Genomic DNA, 26,363 nt, shown 5'->3' on the forward strand with positions numbered 1-26,363 from the left:
ACACCCGATAAGGTATATTTTATTCTAATTCCCTTTGAATCATACCTTATCGGGTGTAAAAATGTTATTTCTTGATATACGTCTGCTTATTCGTCGTTACAACACCACCGTAATTGTTCGCCGGTGCAGCACCGCCCTTCGGTACAAGCACGATCTGGATACCCTCGAGACGCTTGCTGAGTCCTGCGGTTCCGGCAGCTTCGCCGTTCTTCGCCCAGGCAAGCCAGCCGTAGGTCTGTGCGTGTACACGGTAATATACGTCGTAATGTTCTGCCATCTCGCCGGTTAATGCAATACGGATTGCTTCGAGGCGCTTCGCACGTCCACTCGTTCCAGCCATCTGACCATCACGGAACCATGTATTCACATTGTTCTCATTGCCCTGCCATCCGATGGATTGTACATGTGTCGTATAGACAATGTTTCCGCTGTATGGCTTGTTCGTAAGCTTGATGTTGATGCCTTCGAGTCTCTTTGCCTTACCGCTTGTTCCGCTCATCACGCCATTGTACTTCCAGCCCTGCCAGCCAAAGGACTGTACGTGTGTACGATATTCTACGTTCACATTGTTCTCACCTGTGACAACCGGATTCGCATTTGCTGTGGATGATGCGATATATGCTTCTCCACGGGCAGACTGGATATTTCCGATTGCATGATCGAAGCTCTCACCCTTCTTCACAATTACGATCTGGATTGCCTCAAGTCTCTTCGCAAGACCTGCTGTACCTGCAGGTGCGCCATTTGCCGCCCATGCAAGCCAGCCGTAAGATTGTGCGTGTACACGATAGTATACATCATACTTCTCTTTATCTGCGCCTGTGAGCTGGATCTTAATTGCTTCCAGTCTCTTTGCCTCGCCCTCGGTTCCGTTCATCTCGCCGTTAGCGGACCAAGGTAACCAGCCATAGCTCTGACAGTGCGTTGTGTACTGGATGCCAAGGTTGTCATTCCAATAGACTCTTATCTTAATACCTTCCAATCGCTTTGCCTTACCGGAAGTTCCTGCCATCTTGCCATTTGCAAACCACTTGTTTGCATTGTTCTCATCACCCTGCCAACCGTATGTCTGTACATGGGTTGTGTAACGGATGGTAACATCCGGTGTTTGTGCTTTGAGCTTCGCAATCGTCTCGGTAGCAAGAACTGTATTGCAGACCGTACATTCCTTATGTCTGCTTCCTTCTGCATCTACAGTCGCTTCTTTATCGACGATCCACTTGATTGTTGGATGCATACATGCCTTTCGTGTCAGTGTGATCTCGACACTTTCTACCTCGTAGTTACCTGCATCTTCGTCAGCATACTTCGCTGTCACTGTGACCGGCACGTCCACATCTAACTTCTTGTCAATATCAGCATCATCAAACTTCCAGCCTGCCGGAAGTGTTACCGCACCAACTGTAGTCTTCGTATAGTCTACCTCCATAGATGCCCCCGGCATGTTCGGAGCCTTTGGTGCTTTCTGTACACTTACGCTGACATTCAACTTCATCGGGTTATCCGGCTGAGTCAATTCATAATTATTCGCACTATCACCAACCAGCTTCAGTTCTGGAAGTGTGATTTCTGTATATGTACCGGCATTCTTATCCGGAAGATCACCATACAGATCCGTCGTATCCGCTTCAACAACATCCTGTTCCAATATTCCGATCAGTGTTACACGGCTAACCTTTACTTTCGTTGCGCCATCATATATCTTATCAGATGCATCTATACTATAAACGGAAATCTCTTTTTTCTGTATCGTATATTCCACGGATGCACTTACCGCATCTTCTCCTGTTCCTACTGTCACAGTCGCTTTATAATCGCCTGCGTTGACCGGTTTACCTTCTACAAGTGTGGCACTTCTTCGCTTATCCACGCTTTCATAACTTACGCTCACTGAGTCAAACGCATCCTTAGGTGTCTGTGTCACAGTTGCTTCCTTGGCAGTTCCAGCATAAGTAAGAGAATCTGGTGCAGTTAATGTCACGGTTACTTCGTGCTTATCCGCTGTACAGCCTTCTCTCTGGCAGGTAAATATCAGCGTTGCTCTTGTGCCATCCTCTGATTTTTCCTCGTCCACTTTGTAATCATGTCCAAACGCTGAAATAACCGGAAGCTTGTTGAGTTCCTTTGTTCCGTCTTCATCGCTGAACCGCCTCTGACAGCTTGTACAGGTCCAGTAAGCTTCCATTCCATCCTTCTCACAATCCGCATTTACTTTCTCGGATTTCACAAGTGCATGGGTAAACTTTATATCTTTCTCTTCGTTTGAATATTCAATTGTCAACGATGTATCTACTGTACATCCACTGTATGTCACATTCTGATAAACGGTTTTCCCACCAAGTACCGGGTATGGATCTCCGCCTTCGTCTGCAAGTGTCTGTCCCCATACAGGATCGTCCTGACCAACTTGTAAGCGATAAGCAATTTCGCCGCTGGCAAAATCATCTGCATCCCTTCCAGATGCACCATCTTCCTCTGCAATATAATTATCCTCAAGATAATAGCAATTATTTACAACTGCTTTCTCATTCTCAATAACTGCGATATTTCTTTTGTCATCATTATCATTGATAATGGTATTTATTGTGCCAATGTTATAACAATTTTCGATCCGTCCGGAAGTGGTGGAAGAGGCATTACTTCCGCATATACCTCCAACCATATATCCTCCCGTTACTGATCCGGTATTATAGCAATTAAGAATCTTATTAGTACTTCGACCACATATGCCACCAGCCCTAGTACCCCAAACAGAGTTGGCAACCTTTCCTTTATTATAACAGCCTGTAATGGTCCCCCCGCCGTTCATTCCACAGATACCACCCAGATAGTTATCATTATTATATAAGCTGCTTACCATTCCTTCATTATAACAATTTCTAATAATTCCACTATTGAATCCAACGATTCCTCCTACATTGTAACCCTCCTTGAGACAGTAATAGCTATCTAGCACTCCAATATTTTCTACAATTGCATTGTCGATTGTATTCTGAAATATTCCTGCTTCATCAATAGTGTCTGAAACACAATATATACCACTGATCGTATGCTGTGCACCGTCAAAGGTTCCACCATATTGTTGTATCGGTGTCCAATCACGCAATCCATCTACATCTTTCGTAAGGTCTCCATCATTAAGGACATTTTTATTGACAACAATATCCGCTGTCAGAACTGCCTTCGCATTTACATATTTATACCTCTCCTTATTCACTTTATCGGCAAACCAGTAAAGCTGACCGGCATTTCCGATCTCATAGGCATTATTAGAATTTAATACAGCCGGTTCGTAGGCGTCACAAGCCTTACAGAAACCATTCTCATATGTATGCTCCCGTTCTACCTTCGTCTCTGTTACATATCCAATCGGGCAATCCTTACATGCCACATTCTCGTAATGCTTTTGGCTGTCTATGTATGTACCACCTTTTGTCGCTTCGGTATTATGTGTATGTTTCTCATAGCTTTCAGATCCATACTCATCCATTTTATAATTTACAAAAATCTTCGCGTCTTCTTCCACGGTAAGCTTATCCAGATTCGTAATACTTGCACCTTCCGCAAACATAATCGTGCCAGTACTTGGAATCGTTAGATCTTCACATAAGGTCGCCGCTCCATAGATTCTCGTAGTGTTGCTGCTATTATCTACCACAATAGAATTTGTATATGTTCTCTTTATTGCTGAAAAGTCTATTTTCCCCGCTCTAATCTCACTATCCACGCAGTTAAGTGACCCCCCTACGAATACACGATCCTCTGTATTAATCTGACTTCCAGAACAGCTAATTATATTTGCATCTATATGTCCTTTTACATATAACTTTACATTTTCTAATGATACAGTTCTTCTATCGCTACCTCCCTTATCTATATCACCTTCAACATTTAGTTCTATATTATTTATCGTAAGTGCATCTACAGATATAAAACCTCCACAATACAGTTTAGCTTTGTCGGTACCATTTTCTATGCCAGTAATATAGGCTGCATCAGAATTCTCTGCGTCAATTTGTCCTACGGTATTTTCACCACTGATTTGCAGATTCAAATCGCCACCATCATATGTGATACTACCTAAATTTGCATTCGTCAGGGTAAGGGTATTTGTATCCGCATTATAGCTCCATCCATCGCCTTCCGTGGTCTCTGATACTATGCCTTTAGTTATAATGTCATTATTTCCCACACTTAACGTTGTCGGTATGTTAACTTCTTCCTCCGCCTGCACGGTGAGACTGCCCCAGCCTGTCCCCTGTATCACGGACAGCACCATTAAACACGCCAGCAGCCATGCCAGTATCCTTGATCTTCGTTTTTTCATTCCCTCTCTTTTTCGCATATGATCCCTCTCTTTCTTATCTCAGTTAACGATAATCATCATTTCTGTATGATAATCGAATGCACCGTATAAATGTGTGCATTTCCCCCTCACCATAACAAAAAAGCACGCTACTCTGATAGTAACATGCTTTTTTTGTAACATATTTTACTTGTTGTGACAACCTTTCTGGGACGAAATGCATTTTTCTGGGACGAACGGTTCCAAATCAACCATTTTTATAATAATACCGGCTGGATCTGCTCCTTTGCCAGTGCATATTCTACCGTCTCTGCAATCTTTGTCATATCCGCCACACAGGAATTCGGCTTTTTTGCCGCATCGTCCTGTCCAAACGGAACGAAATAGATATGCTTCATCACCATGAGCTTTCCGATATTCTGCAGATTGATGCCAAGCGCATCGTTCGTGGAAATAGCAATGATCACGGGACGCCCGTTCCGAAGGTGCGACTTCGCCGCCATCAAAACCGGAGTATCCGTGATTCCATTTGCAAGCTTTGCTGCTGTGTTTCCCGTGCAGGGTGCGATCACAAGGGCATCGAACAGCTTCTTCGGTCCGACCGGTTCTGCGCCCTGTATCGTGTGAATCGCGCTTCTTCCTGTGATTGTCTCAATCTCTTTCACAAAGGACTTCGCCTCCGCAAACCGCGTATCCAGTTCATAGGCATGCTGTGAAAAAATCGGCGTGATACTCGCCGCCTCATCCCGTAGAAGCTCTATCTGTTTTTTTATCTTTTCGAACGTACAAAATGATCCGGTAATCGCAAATCCCAGATGACAGTCTGACCGCATACCTTATGGCTCCTTTTTGTTAGTCCGAAGGAGTCTCCGTGACGAGCGCATGCTCGTAGATACCGGAAGCAATCACAGTTCCTGCTTCCTTTGGATACAGCTTTCCGGGGATACCCAGATAGATGTCTGCCCGGATGCCGTGTGCCTTACAATACGCAAAATCCGTTCCGCCCGGGCTTGAAGCTATATCATAGATGAGAATCGACGGGGAAAACCATTGCAGATGCCCGGCGTCTAAGACCATTGCCGGTATCGTGTTGAACACATAGCTGTATTTGTCATAGGCGTAATGATCCCACTGTGCAAGATTTCGGTATCCATATGCATGCTGTTCGATCTCGGCTTTCAGTTCCTTCCGTCTGACTGCAACATCCACATGTGCCCCGGCTTTTGCAAGTGCATCTGCGATTGCTTTTCCGCAATGCCCATATCCAAGTACAAGACAGTGGCTTTCCAAGAGCACGGCATCTCTTCCGGCGATTGACAGGATTCCCTGTGCGGTGAGCTGCGCATTCTCCGTCACAAGTGTTTCAAGCTGCAGATATGGATGACAGGTAACACCTTTTTCCTGCAGCTTCTGCCGACTTGCTGCTGACAGCAGACCGTGATATAAGATCTGGTCGTCTGTCATGTACGCACACAGAATCTCCTCCTCTGCCTCCGAAAGTTTCGGTGCGGTGATCACACACGCATCCGCAACCGGTTCTTCCGGGTTCTCATATACATCATATCCAAGATGATAAAAATATCCGGCGACACTCTCCATCCGCGGATCGTGTCCGAAAACAATGATATTCCGCATACGCTGTCACATCCTCCTTACGATACTCTATTATATGCATACTGCTCGGGAAAGGTCTCTTGCTTCTCAATAAAAAAATGCATCGAATACCGTTCCAATATAATAAGAAAAATTCTTTTTGTCTACTGTTTCTGCCGCATACACCGGATATCCGGCAAGCCGGGTGTCCCCGATGGATACCTGCAGGGTGCCGACCATGTCGCCCCGTGCAACCGGTGCGGTCAGTCCGCTTTCCGGTACAAACCGCTGCTGTACCGTCTCCGAGTCAGAAAGCAAAACGGTAAACTTCCCCTCACACGTACCGGAAATCGTCGGTTCCAAGCCATCTGCGACCGGAATAGCAGGAATCTGCACCCCTGCAAGTTTGATTTCCCGGTATTCATAGTTTGCATCGCCATATGCAAGCAGGGCTCTCGTATCTGCCCATTTGTAATGCCGGTTGTGCGGCCAGCCACACGCAAGCAGCGCCACGATAAAATGTTTCTCCCCGACATTCACCGCCGCCACATAGCAATACCCGGCATTCCCGGTGAATCCCGTTTTCCCGGCGAGCACGCCATCCATGCGGTCGAGCAGCGCATTCTTATTATATACTGTAAACTGCCGTGTACCATCACAGCTTGCGAATGTATACTGCCGTGTCTGGCAGATTGCCTGAAACGCTTCTTTCTGTTCCGACTGCGTAACGCAATACCGCATGAGCTGTGCCAACTCACGGGCGGTCGTATGGTGTACGCCGCCTGCATCCTCGGCGTCTAATCCGTTCGGTGTGATAAAATATGTATCATGCAGTCCGATTTCCGCCGCCTTCCGGTTCATCATCTGCGCAAATGCCTCCACGCTTCCCCCGACCTGTTCCGCCACTGCACATGCGCTGTCATTGTGGCTCTCTAACATCATGGAATACAGCAAATCTTGCAGCACATACCGGTCACCGGCATGAAGCCCTAACCGTACCTCCGGCATCTTTGCCGCGTAGCTGCTCACAGTCACAACATCATCCGGATTTCCATATTCAAGTGCGAGAATCAGTGTCATGATCTTTGTCGTGCTTGCCATAGGAAGCGCCTCATCCGGTGCCCTTCCGTATAATACCCGCCCGGTATCCGCATCCATCAGCACAGCCGCCCTCGCGTACAACTCCGGCTCTTCTGCCGCACAGGCAGACACCGGACAGCCGCAGATCGCAATGACCATTACGAGCATATATATAATACAATTCTTCATGCCATTCCTTTCTTTTCACACTTCGCTGACATCTACTCCATTATATGGATAATTGTGACGAGTTAGACTTTCTAATTGAAATCGTTTCCGAAATCCTGTAAAATAAATAGAAGAATTTTCGACGAAGGATGACGCGTATGGCAACACTTTTTACATCTGAATTAGAGGAAGGTATGGTTACACTGACCGACACCTACTCCAACAGTGGCAAGCTGATCGTACCGAAGGATACGGTGCTTACGAAGAGTATCATCCAGATGCTTTCTGGCAATGATGTTGTATTTGTTGATATCTCTGATATCGTGGAACCTATTGTCGAATCACAGGAAAACGATCTCTCCTCTGCGCTTGACACTGAGAAAATAAAAGAAAAACCACAATACAAAAAATTCGTCCACCGTTATGAGAAAAGCATCTCCGAAATGGGCAATCATTTAAACGATATTGTCTACAAGAATGCTCCGATTGACGTGGATATGATGCTTCAGAACACCATGACGACGATGAAAGCGTTAAACGACTCCCCTCTCAGCATCTTCACAATGCTTTCAACCATGAAAAACTATGATGATTCGACCTTTAACCATTCATTAAACGTCGCGCTCATCTGCAATATCTTCGCTGACTGGCTGAATCTGTCCGAAGATGACAAGAAACTCATCACCGCCTGCGGTCTGTTCCATGATGTAGGCAAGCTGCTGATTCCGGATGCGATATTGAAGAAGCCGGGCAGGCTCACGAAGGACGAGTTCGACATTATCAAAACCCATCCGGTCAAAGGGTATCAGCTGTTACAGAAGAACAAGCTCGATCCGCATATCCAGTATGCCGCCCTGATGCACCACGAGAAATGCGATGGCTCCGGCTACCCGATTGGCTTAAAAGGCAACCAGATTGACTGGTGTGCCCAGATCGTCACGATTGCAGACATCTACGAGGCTATGACAGCAAAACGCGTCTATCGCGGACCGATCAGTCCATTTAAAGTCATCAACATGTTCGAGGAAGACGGACTAAAAAAATACAATCCAAAATACCTGCTTACTTTCTTAGAGCACGTGGTAAACAGCTATATGAATTGTAAAGTCCGTTTAAGCAACGGTGAGGAAGGTGACATTGTCTTTATCAACAAAGTCCGTCTCTCCAAACCGATGGTAAAAACAAAGAATAATTTTATCGATTTGTCGAAACAGACCGACATCAACATTGACAGTATATTATAAATGGGTAACTGCAAACAGATACCCATTTTTCTATCTCTCTTTATACTTCTACTTTGATATTTACTTCGTCCATTGCCTCCTGACGGAATCGTTCGATCTTGTCCGGGGTGATAGATGGAAGCTCGTCCATCGAAGAAACACCGAAACATCTTAAGAAATCCTCGGTTGTTCCAAACAGGATTGGTCGACCGACCGCATCCAGTCTTCCGACTTCGGTAATCAGATTGTATTCTACCAGACGATTGATTGCATGCACGCATGATACACCACGGATTGCTTCGATCTCCTGTCTTGTGACCGGCTGCTTATATGCCACGATGGAAAGTGTCTCCATCAGTGAATCCGTCAGACTATGCTTCTTCGGGATATTCACCAGACTGGATAAAATATCATAATATTCATTTTTCGTACAGAGCTGATATGCATTCTCCAGCTTAACAATCTTGATGCCGCGATCCTCTTCCTCGTAACGCACCATCATATCGTCCAGAATCTTCTGTACTGTCTTTCCGTCTATCTGCAGCACATCTGCCAGATCCTTCAGCTCAACTGCATCGCCCATGGAAAAAAGGATTGCCTCAATGGCAGCCTCTGTCTTTTTTACGCTTTCTTCCATCTATGTATCTTCCTCTCACTTTCCATCTCTTTGTCTCTATGCTTCCAGCGAATCGATAATGATATCTCCAAACAGCTCATCCTGCCGGATCGTGATATCGCCAACCTTCATCAGCTCTAAGATTGCCATAAAGGTTACGATGATATTAATCTTCGTCGCCTGAATCTCCAGCAGTGTCTTGAAATTAATACCCTTTAGTCCTCGGATGCTCGCCCGGATATCGTCCATCTTATCTTCGATCCGCACTTCGTCCTTCTCGATCGTTCCGAATTTACTACGCACCGGATCAACACGGTCAACCGTACGCTTCATCACCTGGGTAAATATCTCATTTAACTTCGCGAGTGTCACATCTCCGATCACCTCTGCCGGATCAATCTCCTCTTTGTATTCGAGGACTTCCTTCGGAATCGTCGCCGGCTTATAATAGTTCTTTCCGGCATCGAGGTTCATATCCTTCAGCTCGAGCGATGCGTATTTGTACATCTTGTATTCCAACAGACGACGCACAAGCTCGGCACGCGGATCCTCCTCTTCTTCCTCTTCCTTCTCCTCGCGTGGCAGTAACATCTTCGCCTTAATAGAAATCAATGTCGCTGCCATCACGAGAAATTCACTCATCACGTCCAGATTTTCCTCCTGCATACGATTCAGGTAATCCAGATACTGCTCGGTAATCTCGACGATTGGAATATCAAATATATTAAATTTGTTCTTATCGATCAGATGCAGTAGCAGGTCAAGCGGACCTTCAAACTGATTGATCTTGAATTCTAATTTTTCGTCCATACCCGGCTATTCTATCATCTTTTAGATAATAATGCAAACCATTCCGCCGTTCGAATCGTTGACGATTTTCTCCATCGTATCCTGTAATTTCTGCTGGCTTTCCTGCGTGATCTTGTTGACCTTCGCCGAAAGTCCATCCTCCACAAGCTGGCGCACCGTCTTACCAAATATATTCACATCCCAGATATCGTCCTGCTTCTCCCCATCCTGATGGATATATGCGATCAGATCTTTCGCCTGTTCCTCAGAGCCGACGATCGGTGCAATCTCAGTCGTGATATTCGCCTTGATCAGATGGATGGACGGTGCCTGCGCCGTCAATTTCACGCCGAACTTGTTTCCGGACTTGATGATCTCCGGTTCACCCAGCCGGATATCGCCTGCATCTGGTGTTACCGAGCCATAGCCGGTCTTAAACGACTGCATCAGCGCAGTACTTACCTTCGCACACTGGGACTTTGTTGCAGCAAGCGACTTGACTGCTTTCATGAAATCGTATTCGTTCTGGATCGGTTCACCCATGATCTCAGAAAGCATTGCATAGTAATATTCCGGTTTTAATACAAGACGGATCTCGACAGAGCCATCTGCCAGGTTGAGTGCCTGCATCTCGATGGACTGCAGATATTCATCCTCGACAAACGCATAGTTCGTCGCATCCTTCATCAGATACATCTGACTAAAGATCTGGTTTGTCTTCTCCACGATTTTCTGTTTGATTGCATCCTTCATATCGAGTGCTTCCACCCATTTTGGGATATCAAACTTCACGCAGGTCACCGGGAAATCCAACAACAGTGCTTCAAAAATATGTACGACATCGGCTTTCCGCAGCTGGTCACAGTTGATCGGCAATACCCCGACACCATACTCTGCTTCCATCTGCTGTGCAAGCTCCAGTGTCTCCGGGCTGGCTGGCTTTCTCGTATTTAAGATCACGATAAACGGCTTGCCGAGCGTCTTTAACTCCTGAATCGTCTGTGTCTCCGGCTGTATGTACGCACTTCGGTCAAGCTCCGAGATTGTATCGTCACAGGTGACAACGATGCCGACGGTCGAATGGTCGTAGATGACCTTCTTTGTTCCAATCTCTGCCGCCTTTGTAAACGGGATATCATAGTCAAACCACGGTGTCTTCACAAGCCGTTCCTTGCCGTCCTCCTCGTGTCCCTCTGCGCCCTGTACCATGTATCCGACACAGTCAATCATGCGGCATTTGAAATGTACCCCATCCTCAAACAGCACTTCAACCGCTTCCTTCGGGATAAACTTTGGCTCGGTCGTCATCACGGTTTTTCCGGCAGCCGACTGAGGCAGCTCATCCATGGCACGCTTCCGATTATTATCATCCGCAATCGCCGGAAGCACCATCAGCTCCATAAATCGCTTGATAAAGGTCGATTTTCCTGTCCGCACCGGACCGACCACACCGATATAGATCTCGCCATTGGTTCGTGTTTCTATATCCTTATAAATGTTCATCCAAGCACCAGCCTCCTATATTCCTACCTGACTATGTTCAATAACTCAATATAATATATGTCCGGCTACATGATTTATTCCAAAAAAATAGAAGCCGTCCTCTGACAGCTTCTATTTCACTTCTTTATTGATATATGTCTCTAGGCCTGCTCATTGTCCCATGCAAGTCTTGTCGATTCAGAAGTACGGTTTCTGGTGAGCAGCATCTTCATACCCTCTTCTGCGTTTAAATCCTCAAACAACAACCGATTGACGACCGACACGATCGGCATCTCCACACCATATTTCTGGCTGAGTTTGTAAGCTGCCTTTGCAGAATACACGCCCTCAACAACCATCTGTACTTCATCCATTGCTTCCTTATAGGTCTTACCCTGTCCCATCAGGAATCCTGCCTTCCGGTTCCGGCTATGCTTGGATTCACAGGTCACGATCAGATCTCCAATTCCGGAAAGACCTGCAAATGTTTCAAGTTTACCACCCATGGCTGTGCCGAGACGAATGATTTCCGCAATACCACGTGTGATGATTGCAGCCTTCGCATTATCACCACATCCGAGTCCGTCACCAACACCTGCCGCAAGCGCGATGACATTCTTCAGTGCCCCGCCAAGCTCAATACCGATCACATCCGGGCTCGCGTACACACGGAAGTAATCGTTCATAAATGCATCCTGGATCATAAGCGCGGTCTTCTCATCCTTCGCACCGGCAACCACGGTTGTCGGCATACGCTTTCCAACTTCCTCTGCGTGGCTTGGACCGGATAAGACGCCAACCTTGCACTGTGGAATCTCTTCGTGTATTACCTCTGTCAGAGTCTTGAGGGATTCATCCTCAATTCCCTTCGATACATTTACAATTGTCTGTGCCTCTGTTATGTAAGGTGCGACACGTTTCGCCGTGCTTCTGATAAATGGCGATGGAACGACCATCACGAGAAGCTCTGCATCCTTGCACACCTCCTGCTCATCTGTCGTAAAACGCACCGAATCCGGCAGCTTCACGCCAGGCAGCTTCGTCAGATGCTCCCGTTTCGTGTCAAGCATCTCAATTTCCTTTTCGTCCACAGACCACACAGTAATATCATGTCCATTGTCTGATAACAGTACCGTCAACGCTGTACCCCAGCTTCCGGCACCCAATATACCGATCTTCATACGTTAACCCCCTTTATGAAACCGCTTTTTTCGCGCCTAATTTATTTTCCTCATGATGCAACAGCCGCACGATGTTCGCATGATGCCGCACGATCGCCATTCCGCAGATCACGGCTACCACGATCACGCTCTCCACCATCGCATGATACGATGGTGCACTCGCCAGATCAAAGCCGTATTTCCCATGGAATGCGAAGATCGCATACTCGATACAGAACATCGTCACGATGGTGATGGAACCAAGGGAGACATATCTGGTAATCGCTACGATCACAATAAACGCAATCAAACAACTGACGATAATCACAGGATCTAAGAAACCAACGATAATCCCAGCGGTTGTCGCAATTCCCTTTCCTCCCTTAAAATGCAGATAACAAGGGAAGTTATGTCCAAGCACTGTGCCAAGTCCGGCATAGGCAAGATACAGATACACCTCGTTTGGATACAAATGTCCGATCACAACATGCACGATCGCACTGATGATGATTGCCTTGAACAGATCGCCGATAAATACGATCAGTCCGGCTTTCTTTCCGAGTACCCGGAGGGCATTCGTCGTTCCAGCGTTGCCGCTTCCATGCTCTCTAATATCAATGCCTTTCATTCTTCCATAGATATACGATGTCTGAAGCAGTCCAAATGCATAGCCTGCCACCAGACAGATCACTCTCGCTAGTATCATGATTATTTTTCTTTCCTCTCCCGTATAATGAACTTCAGCGGCGTTCCCTTAAATCCAAACGCCTCCCGTATTTTATTCTCGATGTATCTCGTATAAGAAAAATGCATCAGTTCTTTATCATTGACAAAGATGACAAACGTCGGCGGCTTCACAGAAACCTGTGTGATATAGTAAAGTCTCAGGCGTTTACCCTTGTCTGAAGGTGGCTGGTTCAAAGCAACTGCCTCTGCCATGATCTCATTTAAGACACCGGTTGCCACACGAAGCGAATGGTTCTCGATAACCATATCAATCGTCTCAAAAAGCTTCGGCAGACGCTGACCGGTCTCCGCAGAGATAAAGAGCAGTTCCGCATACGGCATATACGAAAGCTTCTCACGCACATCCTCGGTGAACTTCTTCATTGTCTTGTCATTCTTCTCGATTGCATCCCATTTATTGACGGCGATAATCATACCCTTGCCGCGCTCATGGGCGATACCTGCGATCTTCGTATCCTGATCGGTAATTCCCTCCGTTGCATCAATGACGAGCACTGCCACATTGCATCGCTCGACCGCTGATACGGTACGGATGATACTGTACCGCTCAATCTCTTCCTTGATCTTATTCTTCCGGCGCAGTCCCGCCGTATCAATAAACACATATTCTGTGCCATTCCGCTTGATCGTTGTATCGATCGCGTCACGCGTCGTACCGGCAATGTTCGATACAATCACACGATCCTCGCCGAGTAGCTTGTTGATGATGGATGATTTACCAACGTTTGGCTTTCCGATGATTGCAATACGTGGGCGCTCATCCTCCTCTTCCTTCAGTGCATTCTCGCCGAAATGCTTGACCACCTCGTCGAGCATATCGCCAAGTCCAAGCTGGGATGCCGCTGAGATCGGCTGTGGATCACCCAGTCCCAGATTGTAAAACTCGTATACATCCGGCATAAACTTCTCGAAGCTGTCCACTTTATTGACAACCAGCACGATTGGTTTCTTCGAACGGCGTAACATATCTGCAACCTTTCCGTCCGCATCGACAAGTCCCTGACGGACATCTGTCACAAATAGAATCACATCTGCGGTTTCAATCGCGATCTCCGCCTGCTCCCGCATACTCTTCAATATAATATCGTTGGATTCCGGCTCGATACCGCCCGTATCCACAATCGTAAAATTATAATTTAACCATGTCACATCGGCATAGATTCGATCTCTTGTAACACCTGGTGTATCCTGTACGATCGAGATACGATCGCCCGCCAGCGTGTTAAACAATGTAGATTTACCGACATTTGGTCTGCCGACAATGGCAACAACCGGTCTACTCATGTTCGTTCTCCATTTCTATCATTCTGTTAAATAATCCCACACCGCTTGATTGTACAATAATCACCGGTACTTGTAAAGCGTTTTGCAATTCCTCAACCGTCATATCATCGAGAAAAATCGGCTCATCCGCCTTCACAATCTGGCTTGGAAGGAATAACGCCTCTCCCAGATCCTTGCCCTGTAACTGCTTCACGATATCCTGTCCGGTCAGAAGTCCTGTCACCGTGATCTTCTCGCCGAAGAAATCATTCCGGATTGGGAAAACCTGCAGATCAAGCCCCGGTGCCGCCTGCTTGTATATCTCTGCAACCTGACAGACATAGTCATAGGCGATCAGTCCGGTTATCGTCGAGACCTTCCGTTTCCCAGCCCACGGCTTTCCGTCATGATCTTCGAGGTAGATATCCACGGCATCCTGTGCCTCTGTTAAAAACAGCCGCGTCATGCCAACACCATTTTCCAGCTGGATATAGCCGTCATAGCGGTCTTCCCCCGGCATATCATAACCTGCTGTGATATACCACTCATCACTCGCATGCACGAAATGCTCGCCAAACTTCTCCATCGCCTGCTGTTGGAAGCCCTCGATAATCGAGATGACTTCCCTCGCATCCTCCTTCGTGAAGCTCTCCAGCTGACAGAGCCCATCCCGGTACTTGGACAGTCCGACCGGTACGACCGACAGACTCTCGATCGTCGGTGCATAAGCGAGCAGATCCCCGATCGTCCGGCGCAATTCATCGCCATCGTTTAGCCCCTTGCAGAGCACAACCTGTGCATTCATCGGAATATCTGCATCGTAGAGCATCTGGATATAGTCCATGACCTTCCCGGCGAACCGGTTGTGCAGCATCTGACACCGGAGCTCCGGGTTCGTCGTATGCACGGAGATGTTGATTGGCGCTAACTTATAGTCGATGATTCTCTGGATATCCTTCTCCTTCATGTTCGTGAGCGTCACGTAATTTCCCTGCAAGAAAGACAGACGCGTATCGTCATCCTTGAAATAGATCGTCTCACGCATGCCCGGCGGATTCTGATCGATAAAACAAAATACGCACTTGTTGAAGCAGCTCCGGTATTCGTCCATCAGAGACTCCCCGAACTCCATGCCGAGATCTTCGTCGTAGTCTTTCTCGACCTCTAACAACCATTCCTCACCGTTCGCTTTCTCGATCAGCACTTCGAGGTATTCGTCGTTCACGATAAAGTCGTAGTCAAATATATCTTCAATTTCTTTGTCATTGATGGCAAGCAGAAAATCGCCTTCCTCGATTCCGAGTTCCTCCGCAATTCCACCTTCATCAACCTTTGTTATTTTATGTCGTTTCATATCTGTATCCTAAATTTCTGTATTAAATGGATTGTATATTTCAATCCCGGCATTCCTCTGTTGATTCGCATAGCATAATCACGCCACCCAGATTGCCGCGTCTGCCACCGGATGCCCGATGGGAGAATAACAGTTCCGGATTGCAGCAAGTGCAGATATCCGGCAACGCAATATGCTCCGGCAACACACCTGCATCCGTAAAATTATAATAGCACGCCTGATGTAAATCAAGCTGATATTTACCATTTCCCTTGTCTTCTAATAGTATCTTCCGTTGTTCCTCTGTATATACGCCGCACGCATCTGCCACATCCTTGCTTACCTCGTAGCAGGCTTTGCAGATGGATGGTCCGATTGCGCAGATGATATCCTCCGGCTTAGAACCATAGAATTCCTGCATCTTCTGTACGACTACCATACCGATACGCCCAACGGTGCCGCGCCATCCGGAATGTGCCGTCGCAATCACGCGCTGCACTGGATCGTACAGAAACAGCGGTACGCAGTCTGCATAGAACGTCATAAGCGGAATTCCAACCTCCTGCGTGATGAGTCCGTCAATCTCCGAGAAATCACGTTCCCGCACGATACCCTTTCCACAGTCGTCCTTCGTCACGATCCGCAGATTCGTCTTATGTACCTGATCCGAGAACACGAGCTTCGTGTAATCGTACCCGCACGCCTGCGCAAACCGTCTGTGATTCTCCATCACAGACGCTTCCTCATCGCCACGGGTAAAGCTCAGGTTCATACTTCCCAGATATCCCTTGCTCACACCGCCCAGTCGCGTCGAAAACCCGACCACGAGCTCCGGATATGCGTCAAATATTTTATACCGCAGCACCGGAACCGGGACGGATACACCCTCCACCTTCGCATTCTCGAAATACGTGTTGCGTTCCCGTAAGAAATGCAGATGTTCCTCTGCCCGCGTCACAAGTGCCTCTGGATTTATTTTCAGATCAAACTGTACTGGTTTCATTTATCTGTTCCTGTCTCTTCCTGTTTATTCTTATTGATTCCTGTTTTACGCTATCCTTTTCTATCATGCTTAAGCTTACCTTGTCATCACAAAATCAAACGCATTCTCAACATGCGTGATGGAATCTCCATTGATACCGATCACATCGAACCGGATCGGTGTATTTTCAATGCTTATTTTCTTCTGATTCAGGTAAAAAAGCGCAGTCTTCGAGATTTGCCGTATCTTCGCACGTGTGACTGCCTCTAAGGCATCCCCGCTTCTGCCATTCGCCCGGTATTTGACCTCAATGAACACGATACACATGCTGTCCCGCGCTATCAGGTCGATCTCGCCCTGCCGTACCCGGTAATTCTTCTCAATGATGAAATACCCTTTCTTCTTCAGGTATTCCGCGGCAAGATTCTCCTTCTCCGTACCGACCTGTCTTTTATTGTACGATCGTTTATCCATAGCTATCCCCACTTATCTATTTCCCAAGCTTCGCGCGCAGCTTATCCATCCGATCGACATAGACTAATATCTCCGCTACAACGCCATACAGCTCCGGTGGGATACATTCACCGATATCCAGGTTCAACAGAGTGTTCGTAAGGTCGGTGTCCTTATAGAGCGGCACATCACTCTTCTTCGCCGTGTCAATGATGCGTTCCGCAATCACACCTTTTCCGGACGCAACAACCTGCGGTGCCTCATTTCCCGGCTCATAGACTAAGGCAACTGCCTTTTTCTTATCATCTTTTTTCTTTGTCTCTACATTAAAATTCTGTGCCATCTATTTTCCCTCTGTTTCATCCAATCCATGTCTCACACGTTTTTTCTACAGATTCCTGCACTTTGTACATTGCATTTTTCAGTTACATCCGCACATCAAACGAATACCGCTTCACGCTCTTCTCGATGTCGTCGCCGAACATCTCCTTTACCACGGCATTTTTCTCGGTATCCGGGTGCAACGTCGGCTCCCGCATGATTACCTCATTTGTCAGGGAATACCCATTCTCCGCAATCGCCTGTTCGAGCTGTGTCATATGTGCATCAATGATCTTCGCACTTTCCTCGTCTTCCACATAAAACTTCGTGTGAACTATCGTCCCGCGCAAGGACACATGCACATCTGTCGGTCCTAAATATTCCATATCCAGATGCAACAGGGCGCTGACATCTTCCTTTTTCTCCTGCATCCTTTTCTTGTTCATATAGACGAACAGATCCGCATTTCTATCTCCGCCTTCCATACGCACCGGAATCTGCGCATATGGGAACAAATTACTTAAGTTCTGCAGGAAATCAATCCGCTCCTGCATGCCCTTCGCAGATTCGGACAAATGTTCTCCGGATGAGCCTGTATGGCTGCTCATCTGCTGCATCAGGCGGTCCATCTTCTCATAGATTCCCTTATACAGATCGGAGACCTCCTGTGGGTTCTGCATCTTCTCCGGATTCAGCGTGAACTTCTCTTTTATAGCTGCCGCTAACAGCTCCTTCATGCCGTCCGACGTGAAAAACCCCTTCAGCGTCTCCGCATCGATCATTGATTTATCCGCGGCGCCCGCCACAAGTGCCTGCAGATGATTCGCAAGCTGCATCGTCGTATCCGACTTTGCAAGTACCGTCTGTATCGTCTGTGCATCAAAATGCATATCCTGTAACTGCTTCGTAAGCCCGGTAAGCTGTTCTTCAGTCATGCCGAATTTCTCCGCATAGGTTGTCAGCTGCTCCGCGGATAATACAGGTGGATTGCCCGTCATGTCTGTGGCTTGCAGCTGGTCACCAGCGATTACTGCTCCTTGCGCAAACAGCACATCACCTGTCGTCTGCTCTAACTCCTGCAGCATCGTGTCTGCATCGAGTACCGGAAGATCCTGTGCATCGGACAACACCTGCAGCATCTCCCGCATACTGTCCGGCTCGGACATATACGCCGTAAGTTCCTCGGTCATCCCGGACAACGCCTGCATCATCGCATGCTGGTTCGTCTGATACTGCTCGAAGCCTGCAATCGTCTGCTCCGTCACCGGAAGCTGCATCTTGTTCATGGATACAAGCGTCTGGATCGGCGTATCCGGGTATTTATATGCCTGCTGCAGTACCTTCTGCATGCTGGCACGATCGACCGGCATATTCTCATTTAACAGTGTCTCAGCGATCTGATAGTTCTTGTCCGACGGCGAGAGCTGGTTCTTTTCGAGCAGATCAAAGATCGTCTGATCCTTCATCGCCTGCATATCCGACGCAAGCGGCTGAATCATCACCGTGTTTTCGGAATTCTCCTTTACGAGAAACGCAATCGTATCACCCATATTGAGGTTCACCGCTTCCGCCATCCGCGCCTGCAGCATCATATTTCCATCCATCTGAATCGTCACCTGCGAACCATTCACATCGACGATCCGCCCCGTAAAGGTCTGCCCCTCCTGTGCCTGTGCCAGCGCAGCATTGCCAGACGCCGTCTGCGTATTGTTTGCAGCTACGTTTTCCGGTCTGGCATTTCCTATCGTACCGGTCTGATACCGATTGAATTGAAGATTTCCGTTATCTATATTCATACATATTCCTTAATATACGTTCTTCGATGGATCTCGCAAGGTCCAAGCTTATCAAGACCGGCATAATGCTTCGCACTGCCATAGCCCATGTTGCTTGCAAAATCATAGCCTGGATACACCTTATCATATTCTACCATCATACGGTCTCTTGTCACCTTTGCAACGATACTTGCCGCCGCAATACTTGCAGACAGCGTATCTCCCTTGATGATCGGCACCTGCTTGATATCGACCTCCGGGATACGCACCGCATCATTTAATAAAAGATCCGGCTGTACCTTCAGATTCGCGATTGCCATGCGCATAGCCTCGTAAGTTGCCTGTAAGATGTTGATCTCGTCAATCCGTTTCTCTGAGACAACACCAATACCATATGCAACTGCTTTCTCCCGGATAATATCGTATAAGATCTCCCGTTTCTTTCTTGGCACCTGCTTGGAATCATTCAGATGCAGAAGCATCTCATCCTCCGGCAGTATCACCGCACATGCCACAACCGGACCCGCAAGTGGTCCTCTGCCGACTTCATCTATCCCACATATATATCGGCTTCCCATCGCATGATACTTACGTTCAAACGCAAGCATTTTCTCGGAACGGACATATTCTGCCTCTAACTGCACCAGCTTCTTTTTCGTCTGCTCCACAAGTGTCTGCACCCCGCTTCGCGCATCGGTGCCATAGGTATGTATAAACTGCTGCAGCATCGGCTCATCATCTGGATCGAGTGCCTGATACGCCGCCTTGATCTCCTGTATCTTCATCGTTTCCTACTCCTTTGTTAAATGCAAAATAAGGACTGTGTATATACACAGTCCTATATTGTTATTTAATCAGTCCAAAGCTCTTAAATGGATAGATTCGCAGGACAACCTTCCCGACGATATCCTCCCGGCTGACATTTCCGACATCCGACCATCGGCTATCGATACTGTTGTTCCGGTTATCTCCAAGCACAAAGTACTCGTCCGAACCAAGATAAACATCCGAACCAGCTCGTCCATTGTTCAACATTGTCTCTTTGCCGTAATTCTCCTTGAGCAGCTTGCCGTTAATATAGATATTTCCGTTCTGATCGATACGGACTGTCTCACCCGGCAGACCGATGATACGCTTGACATAAGTCGTGTTCTCATCATAGTTAAAGATCACGACATCAAACCGCTTCGGATCCCCAAATGTATACGACAGTTTATCTACCCACAGATTATCTTTATCCTCCAGTGTCGGATTCATCGAAGAACCATCGACCTTGGAACGACAACCTACAAAGTTCAGGATAAAATAACAGATCAGAACAACGATTCCGATATAGATGATCAGACTCAGAAGCTCCTTCACGATATTAACTTCTTCCGGTTTCTGTGTCTTTTTCTTCTTGCTTTTTCTCTTCTTTTTCTTTTTTAAGATCGGATTTCCTTCTGCGTCATATGCTTCAATCTCCGCAGCTTCCTCTTCCGCCTTTTTCTCGATATCCTCTGCCGTTTCTGTCTCCGGCTTTTTGTCCTTGGATGTTTTTGTTTCCTCTGTCACCGCTTCTGCAGCTTCCGTCTCTACGACATCCGCATTCTTTTTCTTCTTCATCATCTATAAACTCCCTATTCCGGTATCTCCTCCAACGTCATACGTCCCAGTCTGCCGCTTCGAAAATCATCGAATAAAATCGCCGCAGCCTTGTCAAGATCCGGTTCATTTCCTTTTAACAAACATAATCTTGCAACCGCAATCTGCTTCAATATCTCAAAATTCTCAGAATTCTGTATATCAATATCTATATTATACCTGTCTGTCAGAGCATTACAATAATTTATTTTTAAAAAATCTATGAATTTTAAGGCAAGCTCGCTTTTCGTCAAGATTTCATCGTTGATGGAACCGATATACGCCAACCGCAGGCCAATCTCCTGATCATCAAATTTTGGCCACAGAATACCAGGTGTATCAAGAAGCTCCACATCCTTGCCAATGCGAATCCACTGCTTTCCTTTCGTAACACCCGGCTTATTTCCGACCTTCGTGCACGATTTCTTCGCATAGGAATTGATAAATGTAGACTTGCCGACATTCGGAATTCCAACGATCATTGCACGGATTGGGCGGTTGATAATACCACGCTTCCGGTCACGCGCAATCTTCTCCTTACACGCTTCCCGAATCGTATCAGATACCGGCTTCATACCAGAATTCTTCCGGGAGTCCATACTGAGCACGAAGAATCCCTTCGCTTTAAAATACTCTTCCCATTTCGCGGTCTTTCTCGCATCTGCCATATCTGCTTTATTTAGAATCACCATGCGTGACTTGTTCGTAGCAAGATTATCAATATCCGGATTCTTGCTGGATAATGGTGCTCTTGCATCCAGCAGCTCGATCACAATATCAATCAGCTTTATATCTTCCTGCATCATACGCTTAGCTTTCGTCATATGTCCCGGATACCATTGAATATTCATCACTTATTTTACCTTTCCTTTATCGCTGCGCGGGAGAAGGATTGATACGACCTTTCCCTTTATCTCTGTCTTTGCTATATTTCCAACATTCGTATAACGGCTGTCCTCACTGTTATTCACATTGTCGCCCATCACGAAATACTCACTGTCCCCCAGTGTGATCTCATCCTCCGCCACACCGCTAATCTGAATCGTCATTGTAAATGGGACATCGCTGCGTCGTTCTCCATTGATATAGATATCGCCATTTGAGATACGGATCGTCTCGCCCGGTAGACCAACGACACGCTTGATGTCATAATATCCATCGCCATCCACGCGCGAATACGCAATCACATCATACCGCTTCACATCAGATACTTTATATACGATTTTATTGACCAGCACAACCTGTGAATCTGCCAGCGTCGGATTCATCGACGGTCCCACTACCGTCACCGTCTGAAATCCAAACGTCACAATCGCATATCCGACAATCACGGCAACAAACACAAGCAGTATCCAACGCCAAAATGAACGGAAAAACCGTTTGATCTTGGAATTTCGTTTTGATACATATCTCGATAGATTATGCTTATCGTAATAACTTTTTTGTCCTCTACGTCTCAATGCAATCCTCCAGAAAGATACTTCTCTTCATAATAGGAAACCCCCAGATTGAAATGAATCTGGGGGCAAGTTTCCATTGTCTCTGCAAGTATTACTTTACAAGTTCCTTAACCTTAGCCTTCTTACCAACACGATCACGTAAGTAGTTAAGTTTTGCACGTCTTACTTTACCTCTACGAATAACCTCGATCTTCTCGATCGTTGGGCTATGCAGTGGCCAAGTCTTCTCAACGCCAACGCCATTTGAATTCTTACGAACTGTGAATGTCTCACGGTTGCTTCCGCCCTGTCTCTTCAGTACAGTACCTTCAAATGCCTGAACTCTTTCTCTGTTACCCTCTTTAATCTTAGCGTATACCTTAATAGTATCACCTACGTTAAAGTCTGTAACATCCTGCTTCAACTGTGCTGTCTCAATGTTCTTGATGATTTCATTTGCACTTAATGCCATTTGTGTGACCTCCTAAATAATTTAGACGTTCTTAATGCGCATCTGCACCAGAGGACCATCCCTTTTTTCACAACCACATAACTATATCATAGGATAATTGTTCGCGCAAGTTATATTTTCATTTTTTTATAAAAAAATGTACGCAACGACTCAAATCCCAGTTCTTTTGCATGCAAGATCTGTTCCGTGCTGCCAATAAACAGGATTCCATCATCCGCAAGGGCACCGTGGAAATTCTCATATACTTGATCTTTCGCCTCGTCCGTAAAATAAATGACGACATTCCGGCAGACGATCATATGGATATGCTGGAAATACCGGTCCTTGAGCAGATTGTGCTTCTTGAATTCCACGCATTTCTTGATTTCCGGGCTGATTGCATAATGACTGTCATCCACCTTCTTGAAATGCTTGTCTAAGTATTTCTTCGGCAGATCGGACAGGCTCTTCGCCGGATAGACGCCCTCTTTTGCAAAGGCAAGTACATCCTCATCCAGATCGGTCGCAATGATACGGATCTTCGACAACGGAATATACTCTGACAGAATCATGGCGATCGTATATGGCTCGTCACCCGTGGAACATGCCGCACTCCAGATCGTTAAAGTATCTCCATATTTTTTTCGCAGATACGGAATGATCTCCTGATCAAAATTCATCCACTGCTGTGGATTCCGATAAAACTGAGACACATTAATCGTCAGATAACTAACAAAGGTACGAAGTAGACCTTCGTCCTGCTTCATACCTTTGTAAAAACTTTCAAATCCGTCAAACCCTTTGCGGGCGATCAGAGATTCTATTCTTCTTTTCATCTGGCGTTCTTTATAAAGGTCTAAGTTGATATCGGTCAGTTTATACACATCCCGCTTAAACTCTTCATATTGATATGCCATGCCTACTCCTCTTCAGAAGCCTCCTGTGCATCATCTAAGGCACGAATGCTCAGGCTGATCTTCTTCTCAGCAGCCTTGAAATCTACAACCTTTGCTGTGATCTCCTGACCTACCTTCAGAACATCCTCTGGCTTCTCTACACGCTCCTTAGAAATCTGGGAAACATGAAGGAGTCCATCTACACCTGGCTCAAGCTCTACGAATGCACCAAAGCTTGCAAAACGTACAACCTTACCTGTTACAACATTGCCGATTGCATACTTGTCAGCAGCCTTTACCCAAGGATTCTCATCCTCGAACTTCATGCTGAGGGCAATCTTCTCACCGTTGATATCCTTGATGAATGTCTTAACAACGTCGCCAACCTTAACAACGCTGCTTGGATCATTGACTCTGCCCCATGACATCTCAGAGATGTGAAGGAGTCCGTCTGCTCCGCCAAGATCGATGAATGCACCGAAAGATGTTACGTTCTTAACTGTTCCTTCTACTACATCGCCAACCTTGATATTCTCAAATAACTTCTTAGCAAGCTCTGCCTTCTTAGCAACAAGAAGCTGCTTTCTGTTACCGATCACTCTACGCTTCTTAGGGTTGAACTCTGTCAATACGAATTCAACATCCTGATCCTGATACTTTGTGAGATCCTTCTCAAATGTATCAGATACGAGGCTTGCAGGAATGAATACCTTGCACTCATTTACAACGACATTCAAACCGCCGTCAACAACCTGTGTTACCTTACCTGTAAGAACTTCACCGTTGTTGTATGCTTCCTCTAACTTGTCATAAGACTCATCTGCAGCAACTCTCTTGTATGAGAGGAGAACCTGTCCCTCGCCGTCGTTTGTCTTAATAACCTTAACCTTGATTGGATCTCCAACCTTTACAACAGTTGTAAGATCTAAGTTTGGAGTACTTGAGTACTCATTTCTGGTAACGATACCGTCAGCCTTGTACTGGATATCTACGATGATTTCCTCTGGCTTAACAGCGATAACCTTTCCTTCAACTACGCTTCCAACCCGAATCTTGTTACCATTCTCTTCGGACTGCTTCAACAATTCTTCAAAACTTAATTCTGACATACTGTCATGAACCTCCTTAATAATATAATTTGGGGTAGATGCCCCAGCTGTAATACCTACCCTCTTAGCGGATTCAATAACAGTTAAATCCAAGTCAACGAGTGTCTGAATATAGTAAGTATTTTCGCATTCTCTGCGACAGATCTCATACAGCTTCTGTGTATTCGAACTGCTCTTACCACCAATCACTATCATGGTATCAACATCAGCTGCAAGCGCTCTTGCTTCTCTCTGTCGTTCCTCGGTAGCATTACATATGGTATTATAAACAATGACATTATATCCTTTATTTCTAAAAAATTCAACTATATCTTTAAATTTTACGTCATTAAATGTCGTTTGCGCGACAATATACACATTTTTATCAAGAAAATCAAGCTTTTTTTGTGCCTGTTCCACGGAATTAACGATAATTGGCTCCCGGACACACCAGCCGCGGATGCCACATACTTCCGGATGATTTTCGTCTCCGACAATCACCACACAATGTCCCTGCTCAGTTTCCTCCTGTACAATACGGTGAATTTTTTTCACGAACGGACACGTTGCATCGACGATTTCAAACCCAAGCTGTTCCAGCTTTTTATAGGCATCCCGCCCGATGCCATGTGATCGGATCACGATTTCTTTTGCATCGTCCTCTCTGCCGTCATGGGCAAGCATGGCATCAATATCTTCTTCCGAAAGCACATGCACACCCTTTCGTTCCAGATCAGAAACAACCTCCTCATTATGAATGATCGGACCATAGGTATAAACCTTTTTTGCATTTCCAACCTGATTGTAGACGAGATTCACCGCCCGCTTGACGCCGAAACAAAAGCCTGCAGATTTTGCAATCTTTATCTCTCTCATAAATGCAGATCTCCTATCCTTTTCCTACTGTGGAATCCTGCGAATGATCTCTGCCACAACTTCGTCAATCGTAAGCGCGGAAGAATCCAGATAATACGCATCCTCCGCCTGCGTAAGCGGTGCAATCTCCCGGTGCATATCCTGATAATCTCTTGCCTCGATATCACGCTTGATTTCTTCCAGATCCGCCGGCATATGTTTCTCCACAAGTTCCTTGTACCGTCTGTCGGCTCTTGTATCCACCGATGCAGTCAGATAGATTTTCAGTTCCGCATTTGGCAATACAAATGTACCGATATCTCTGCCATCCATCACGACATCCTGTGTGGCTGCAAGATTTCTCTGCAGGTCTAACAGCTTATCTCGGACTGCCTGCTTGGTTGCCACCTTCGATGCCATGTTGCCGACTGCCTCCTGGCGGATCTTCTTCGATACATTTTTACCATTCAGATATACCTGCTGTTCGCCAGCCTCATATTTAATCTCAACCTGAATCGCTGCGAGTGCATCAAGCACAGCGGCTGCATTCTCTGCATCAACACCCTCATTCATAAAATACAGACCGATTGCTCGATACATCGCACCGGTATCCACATAGATATAGCCTTTTTCCTTTGCTACCCGACGTGCGATTGTGCTTTTTCCTGCGCCTGCCGGTCCATCAATTGCAATATTCATATTCTTTGTTCCTCCAAATAG

Annotated in this window: 24 protein-coding genes; 1 reads left to right on the top strand and 23 read right to left on the bottom strand. The window is 46.4% G+C overall.

Going from position 1 to position 26,363, the window contains the following annotated elements:
• Positions 1 to 64: 64 nt before the first annotated feature.
• The 4 genes from AAAT93_RS06315 to AAAT93_RS06330 form a co-directional block, all read right to left on the bottom strand.
• Entirely contained in the window at positions 65 to 4,327 is a 4,263-nt protein-coding gene (locus AAAT93_RS06315) for a YDG domain-containing protein (RefSeq protein WP_227572823.1), read from the bottom strand.
• A gap of 236 nt (positions 4,328 to 4,563) precedes the next feature.
• On the bottom strand, positions 4,564 to 5,139 hold the full coding sequence (locus tag AAAT93_RS06320) for a dipicolinate synthase subunit B (protein WP_118373574.1): 576 nt from the start codon (positions 5,137 to 5,139) through the stop codon (positions 4,564 to 4,566).
• A 19-nt stretch (positions 5,140 to 5,158) separates the two neighbouring features.
• The gene (locus AAAT93_RS06325; protein WP_117780183.1) at positions 5,159 to 5,941 is read right to left on the bottom strand and encodes a hypothetical protein; all 783 of its coding nucleotides are present in this window, start codon (positions 5,939 to 5,941) and stop codon (positions 5,159 to 5,161) included.
• A gap of 66 nt (positions 5,942 to 6,007) precedes the next feature.
• Entirely contained in the window at positions 6,008 to 7,168 is a 1,161-nt protein-coding gene (locus AAAT93_RS06330) for a D-alanyl-D-alanine carboxypeptidase family protein (protein WP_227572824.1), read from the bottom strand.
• A gap of 137 nt (positions 7,169 to 7,305) precedes the next feature.
• Here AAAT93_RS06330 and AAAT93_RS06335 point away from each other — a divergent pair, with 137 nt between their 5' ends.
• The gene (locus AAAT93_RS06335; protein ID WP_227572825.1) at positions 7,306 to 8,391 is read left to right on the top strand and encodes an HD-GYP domain-containing protein; all 1,086 of its coding nucleotides are present in this window, start codon (positions 7,306 to 7,308) and stop codon (positions 8,389 to 8,391) included.
• A gap of 40 nt (positions 8,392 to 8,431) precedes the next feature.
• Here AAAT93_RS06335 and scpB read toward each other — a convergent pair whose 3' ends face one another.
• From scpB to cmk, 19 genes are all read right to left on the bottom strand, one after another.
• Positions 8,432 to 9,007 (bottom strand): SMC-Scp complex subunit ScpB, encoded by a 576-nt coding sequence (scpB, locus tag AAAT93_RS06340; RefSeq protein ID WP_021985596.1) that lies wholly within the window; start codon positions 9,005 to 9,007, stop codon positions 8,432 to 8,434.
• 36 nt (positions 9,008 to 9,043) lie between these two features.
• Entirely contained in the window at positions 9,044 to 9,796 is a 753-nt protein-coding gene (locus tag AAAT93_RS06345) for a segregation and condensation protein A (protein ID WP_021985597.1), read from the bottom strand.
• A gap of 21 nt (positions 9,797 to 9,817) precedes the next feature.
• Positions 9,818 to 11,278, bottom strand: coding sequence for a stage IV sporulation protein A (gene spoIVA / locus AAAT93_RS06350; RefSeq protein WP_021985598.1), 1,461 nt, complete (start codon positions 11,276 to 11,278; stop codon positions 9,818 to 9,820).
• Between the two features lie 140 nt (positions 11,279 to 11,418).
• Positions 11,419 to 12,438 (bottom strand): NAD(P)H-dependent glycerol-3-phosphate dehydrogenase, encoded by a 1,020-nt coding sequence (locus tag AAAT93_RS06355; RefSeq protein ID WP_195540729.1) that lies wholly within the window; start codon positions 12,436 to 12,438, stop codon positions 11,419 to 11,421.
• A 13-nt stretch (positions 12,439 to 12,451) separates the two neighbouring features.
• A complete protein-coding gene (gene plsY, locus AAAT93_RS06360; RefSeq protein ID WP_021985600.1) occupies positions 12,452 to 13,123 on the bottom strand; it encodes a glycerol-3-phosphate 1-O-acyltransferase PlsY in 672 nt (223 codons plus the stop codon).
• A 2-nt stretch (positions 13,124 to 13,125) separates the two neighbouring features.
• A complete protein-coding gene (gene der / locus AAAT93_RS06365; protein ID WP_021985601.1) occupies positions 13,126 to 14,448 on the bottom strand; it encodes a ribosome biogenesis GTPase Der in 1,323 nt (440 codons plus the stop codon).
• Positions 14,441 to 15,781 (bottom strand): DUF512 domain-containing protein, encoded by a 1,341-nt coding sequence (locus AAAT93_RS06370; protein WP_021985602.1) that lies wholly within the window; start codon positions 15,779 to 15,781, stop codon positions 14,441 to 14,443. Before AAAT93_RS06370 ends, der begins: the two co-directional genes overlap by 8 nt.
• Before the next feature lie 40 nt (positions 15,782 to 15,821).
• Positions 15,822 to 16,763, bottom strand: coding sequence for a peptidoglycan editing factor PgeF (gene pgeF, locus AAAT93_RS06375; protein ID WP_227572826.1), 942 nt, complete (start codon positions 16,761 to 16,763; stop codon positions 15,822 to 15,824).
• Positions 16,764 to 16,838: 75 nt separating this feature from the next.
• Positions 16,839 to 17,216 carry a YraN family protein gene (locus AAAT93_RS06380; protein WP_118373579.1) on the bottom strand — a complete coding sequence of 126 codons (378 nt, stop codon included), beginning with the start codon at positions 17,214 to 17,216 and terminating at the stop codon, positions 16,839 to 16,841.
• Positions 17,217 to 17,232: 16 nt separating this feature from the next.
• Positions 17,233 to 17,538 (bottom strand): EscU/YscU/HrcU family type III secretion system export apparatus switch protein, encoded by a 306-nt coding sequence (locus AAAT93_RS06385; RefSeq protein WP_021985605.1) that lies wholly within the window; start codon positions 17,536 to 17,538, stop codon positions 17,233 to 17,235.
• A gap of 82 nt (positions 17,539 to 17,620) precedes the next feature.
• On the bottom strand, positions 17,621 to 19,312 hold the full coding sequence (locus tag AAAT93_RS06390; RefSeq protein ID WP_227572827.1) for a flagellar hook-length control protein FliK: 1,692 nt from the start codon (positions 19,310 to 19,312) through the stop codon (positions 17,621 to 17,623).
• The gene (locus AAAT93_RS06395; RefSeq protein ID WP_021985607.1) at positions 19,309 to 20,076 is read right to left on the bottom strand and encodes a ribonuclease HII; all 768 of its coding nucleotides are present in this window, start codon (positions 20,074 to 20,076) and stop codon (positions 19,309 to 19,311) included. The genes AAAT93_RS06390 and AAAT93_RS06395 overlap by 4 nt, the downstream gene beginning before the upstream one ends.
• Before the next feature lie 61 nt (positions 20,077 to 20,137).
• Positions 20,138 to 20,899: a signal peptidase I gene (gene lepB / locus AAAT93_RS06400; RefSeq protein ID WP_021985608.1), complete on the bottom strand. Its 762-nt coding sequence runs from the start codon at positions 20,897 to 20,899 to the stop codon at positions 20,138 to 20,140.
• An 11-nt stretch (positions 20,900 to 20,910) separates the two neighbouring features.
• Entirely contained in the window at positions 20,911 to 21,765 is an 855-nt protein-coding gene (ylqF, locus tag AAAT93_RS06405) for a ribosome biogenesis GTPase YlqF (RefSeq protein WP_021985609.1), read from the bottom strand.
• Between the two features lie 3 nt (positions 21,766 to 21,768).
• The gene (gene lepB, locus AAAT93_RS06410) at positions 21,769 to 22,374 is read right to left on the bottom strand and encodes a signal peptidase I (RefSeq protein WP_021985610.1); all 606 of its coding nucleotides are present in this window, start codon (positions 22,372 to 22,374) and stop codon (positions 21,769 to 21,771) included.
• A gap of 91 nt (positions 22,375 to 22,465) precedes the next feature.
• Complete coding sequence (gene rplS, locus AAAT93_RS06415; RefSeq protein WP_021985611.1) at positions 22,466 to 22,825, bottom strand: 50S ribosomal protein L19; 360 nt, start codon at positions 22,823 to 22,825, stop codon at positions 22,466 to 22,468.
• 110 nt (positions 22,826 to 22,935) lie between these two features.
• Positions 22,936 to 23,721 (bottom strand): CheR family methyltransferase, encoded by a 786-nt coding sequence (locus tag AAAT93_RS06420; RefSeq protein ID WP_118545035.1) that lies wholly within the window; start codon positions 23,719 to 23,721, stop codon positions 22,936 to 22,938.
• Positions 23,722 to 23,723: 2 nt separating this feature from the next.
• Positions 23,724 to 25,664: a bifunctional 4-hydroxy-3-methylbut-2-enyl diphosphate reductase/30S ribosomal protein S1 gene (locus AAAT93_RS06425; RefSeq protein WP_227572828.1), complete on the bottom strand. Its 1,941-nt coding sequence runs from the start codon at positions 25,662 to 25,664 to the stop codon at positions 23,724 to 23,726.
• 24 nt (positions 25,665 to 25,688) lie between these two features.
• Entirely contained in the window at positions 25,689 to 26,342 is a 654-nt protein-coding gene (gene cmk / locus AAAT93_RS06430) for a (d)CMP kinase (protein WP_021985614.1), read from the bottom strand.
• Between the last annotated feature and the right edge of the window lie 21 nt (positions 26,343 to 26,363).

The sequence above is a fragment of the Coprococcus hominis (ex Arizal et al. 2022) genome (genome assembly GCF_040094675.1).
Lineage (GTDB): Bacteria > Bacillota > Clostridia > Lachnospirales > Lachnospiraceae > Coprococcus_C > Coprococcus_C hominis.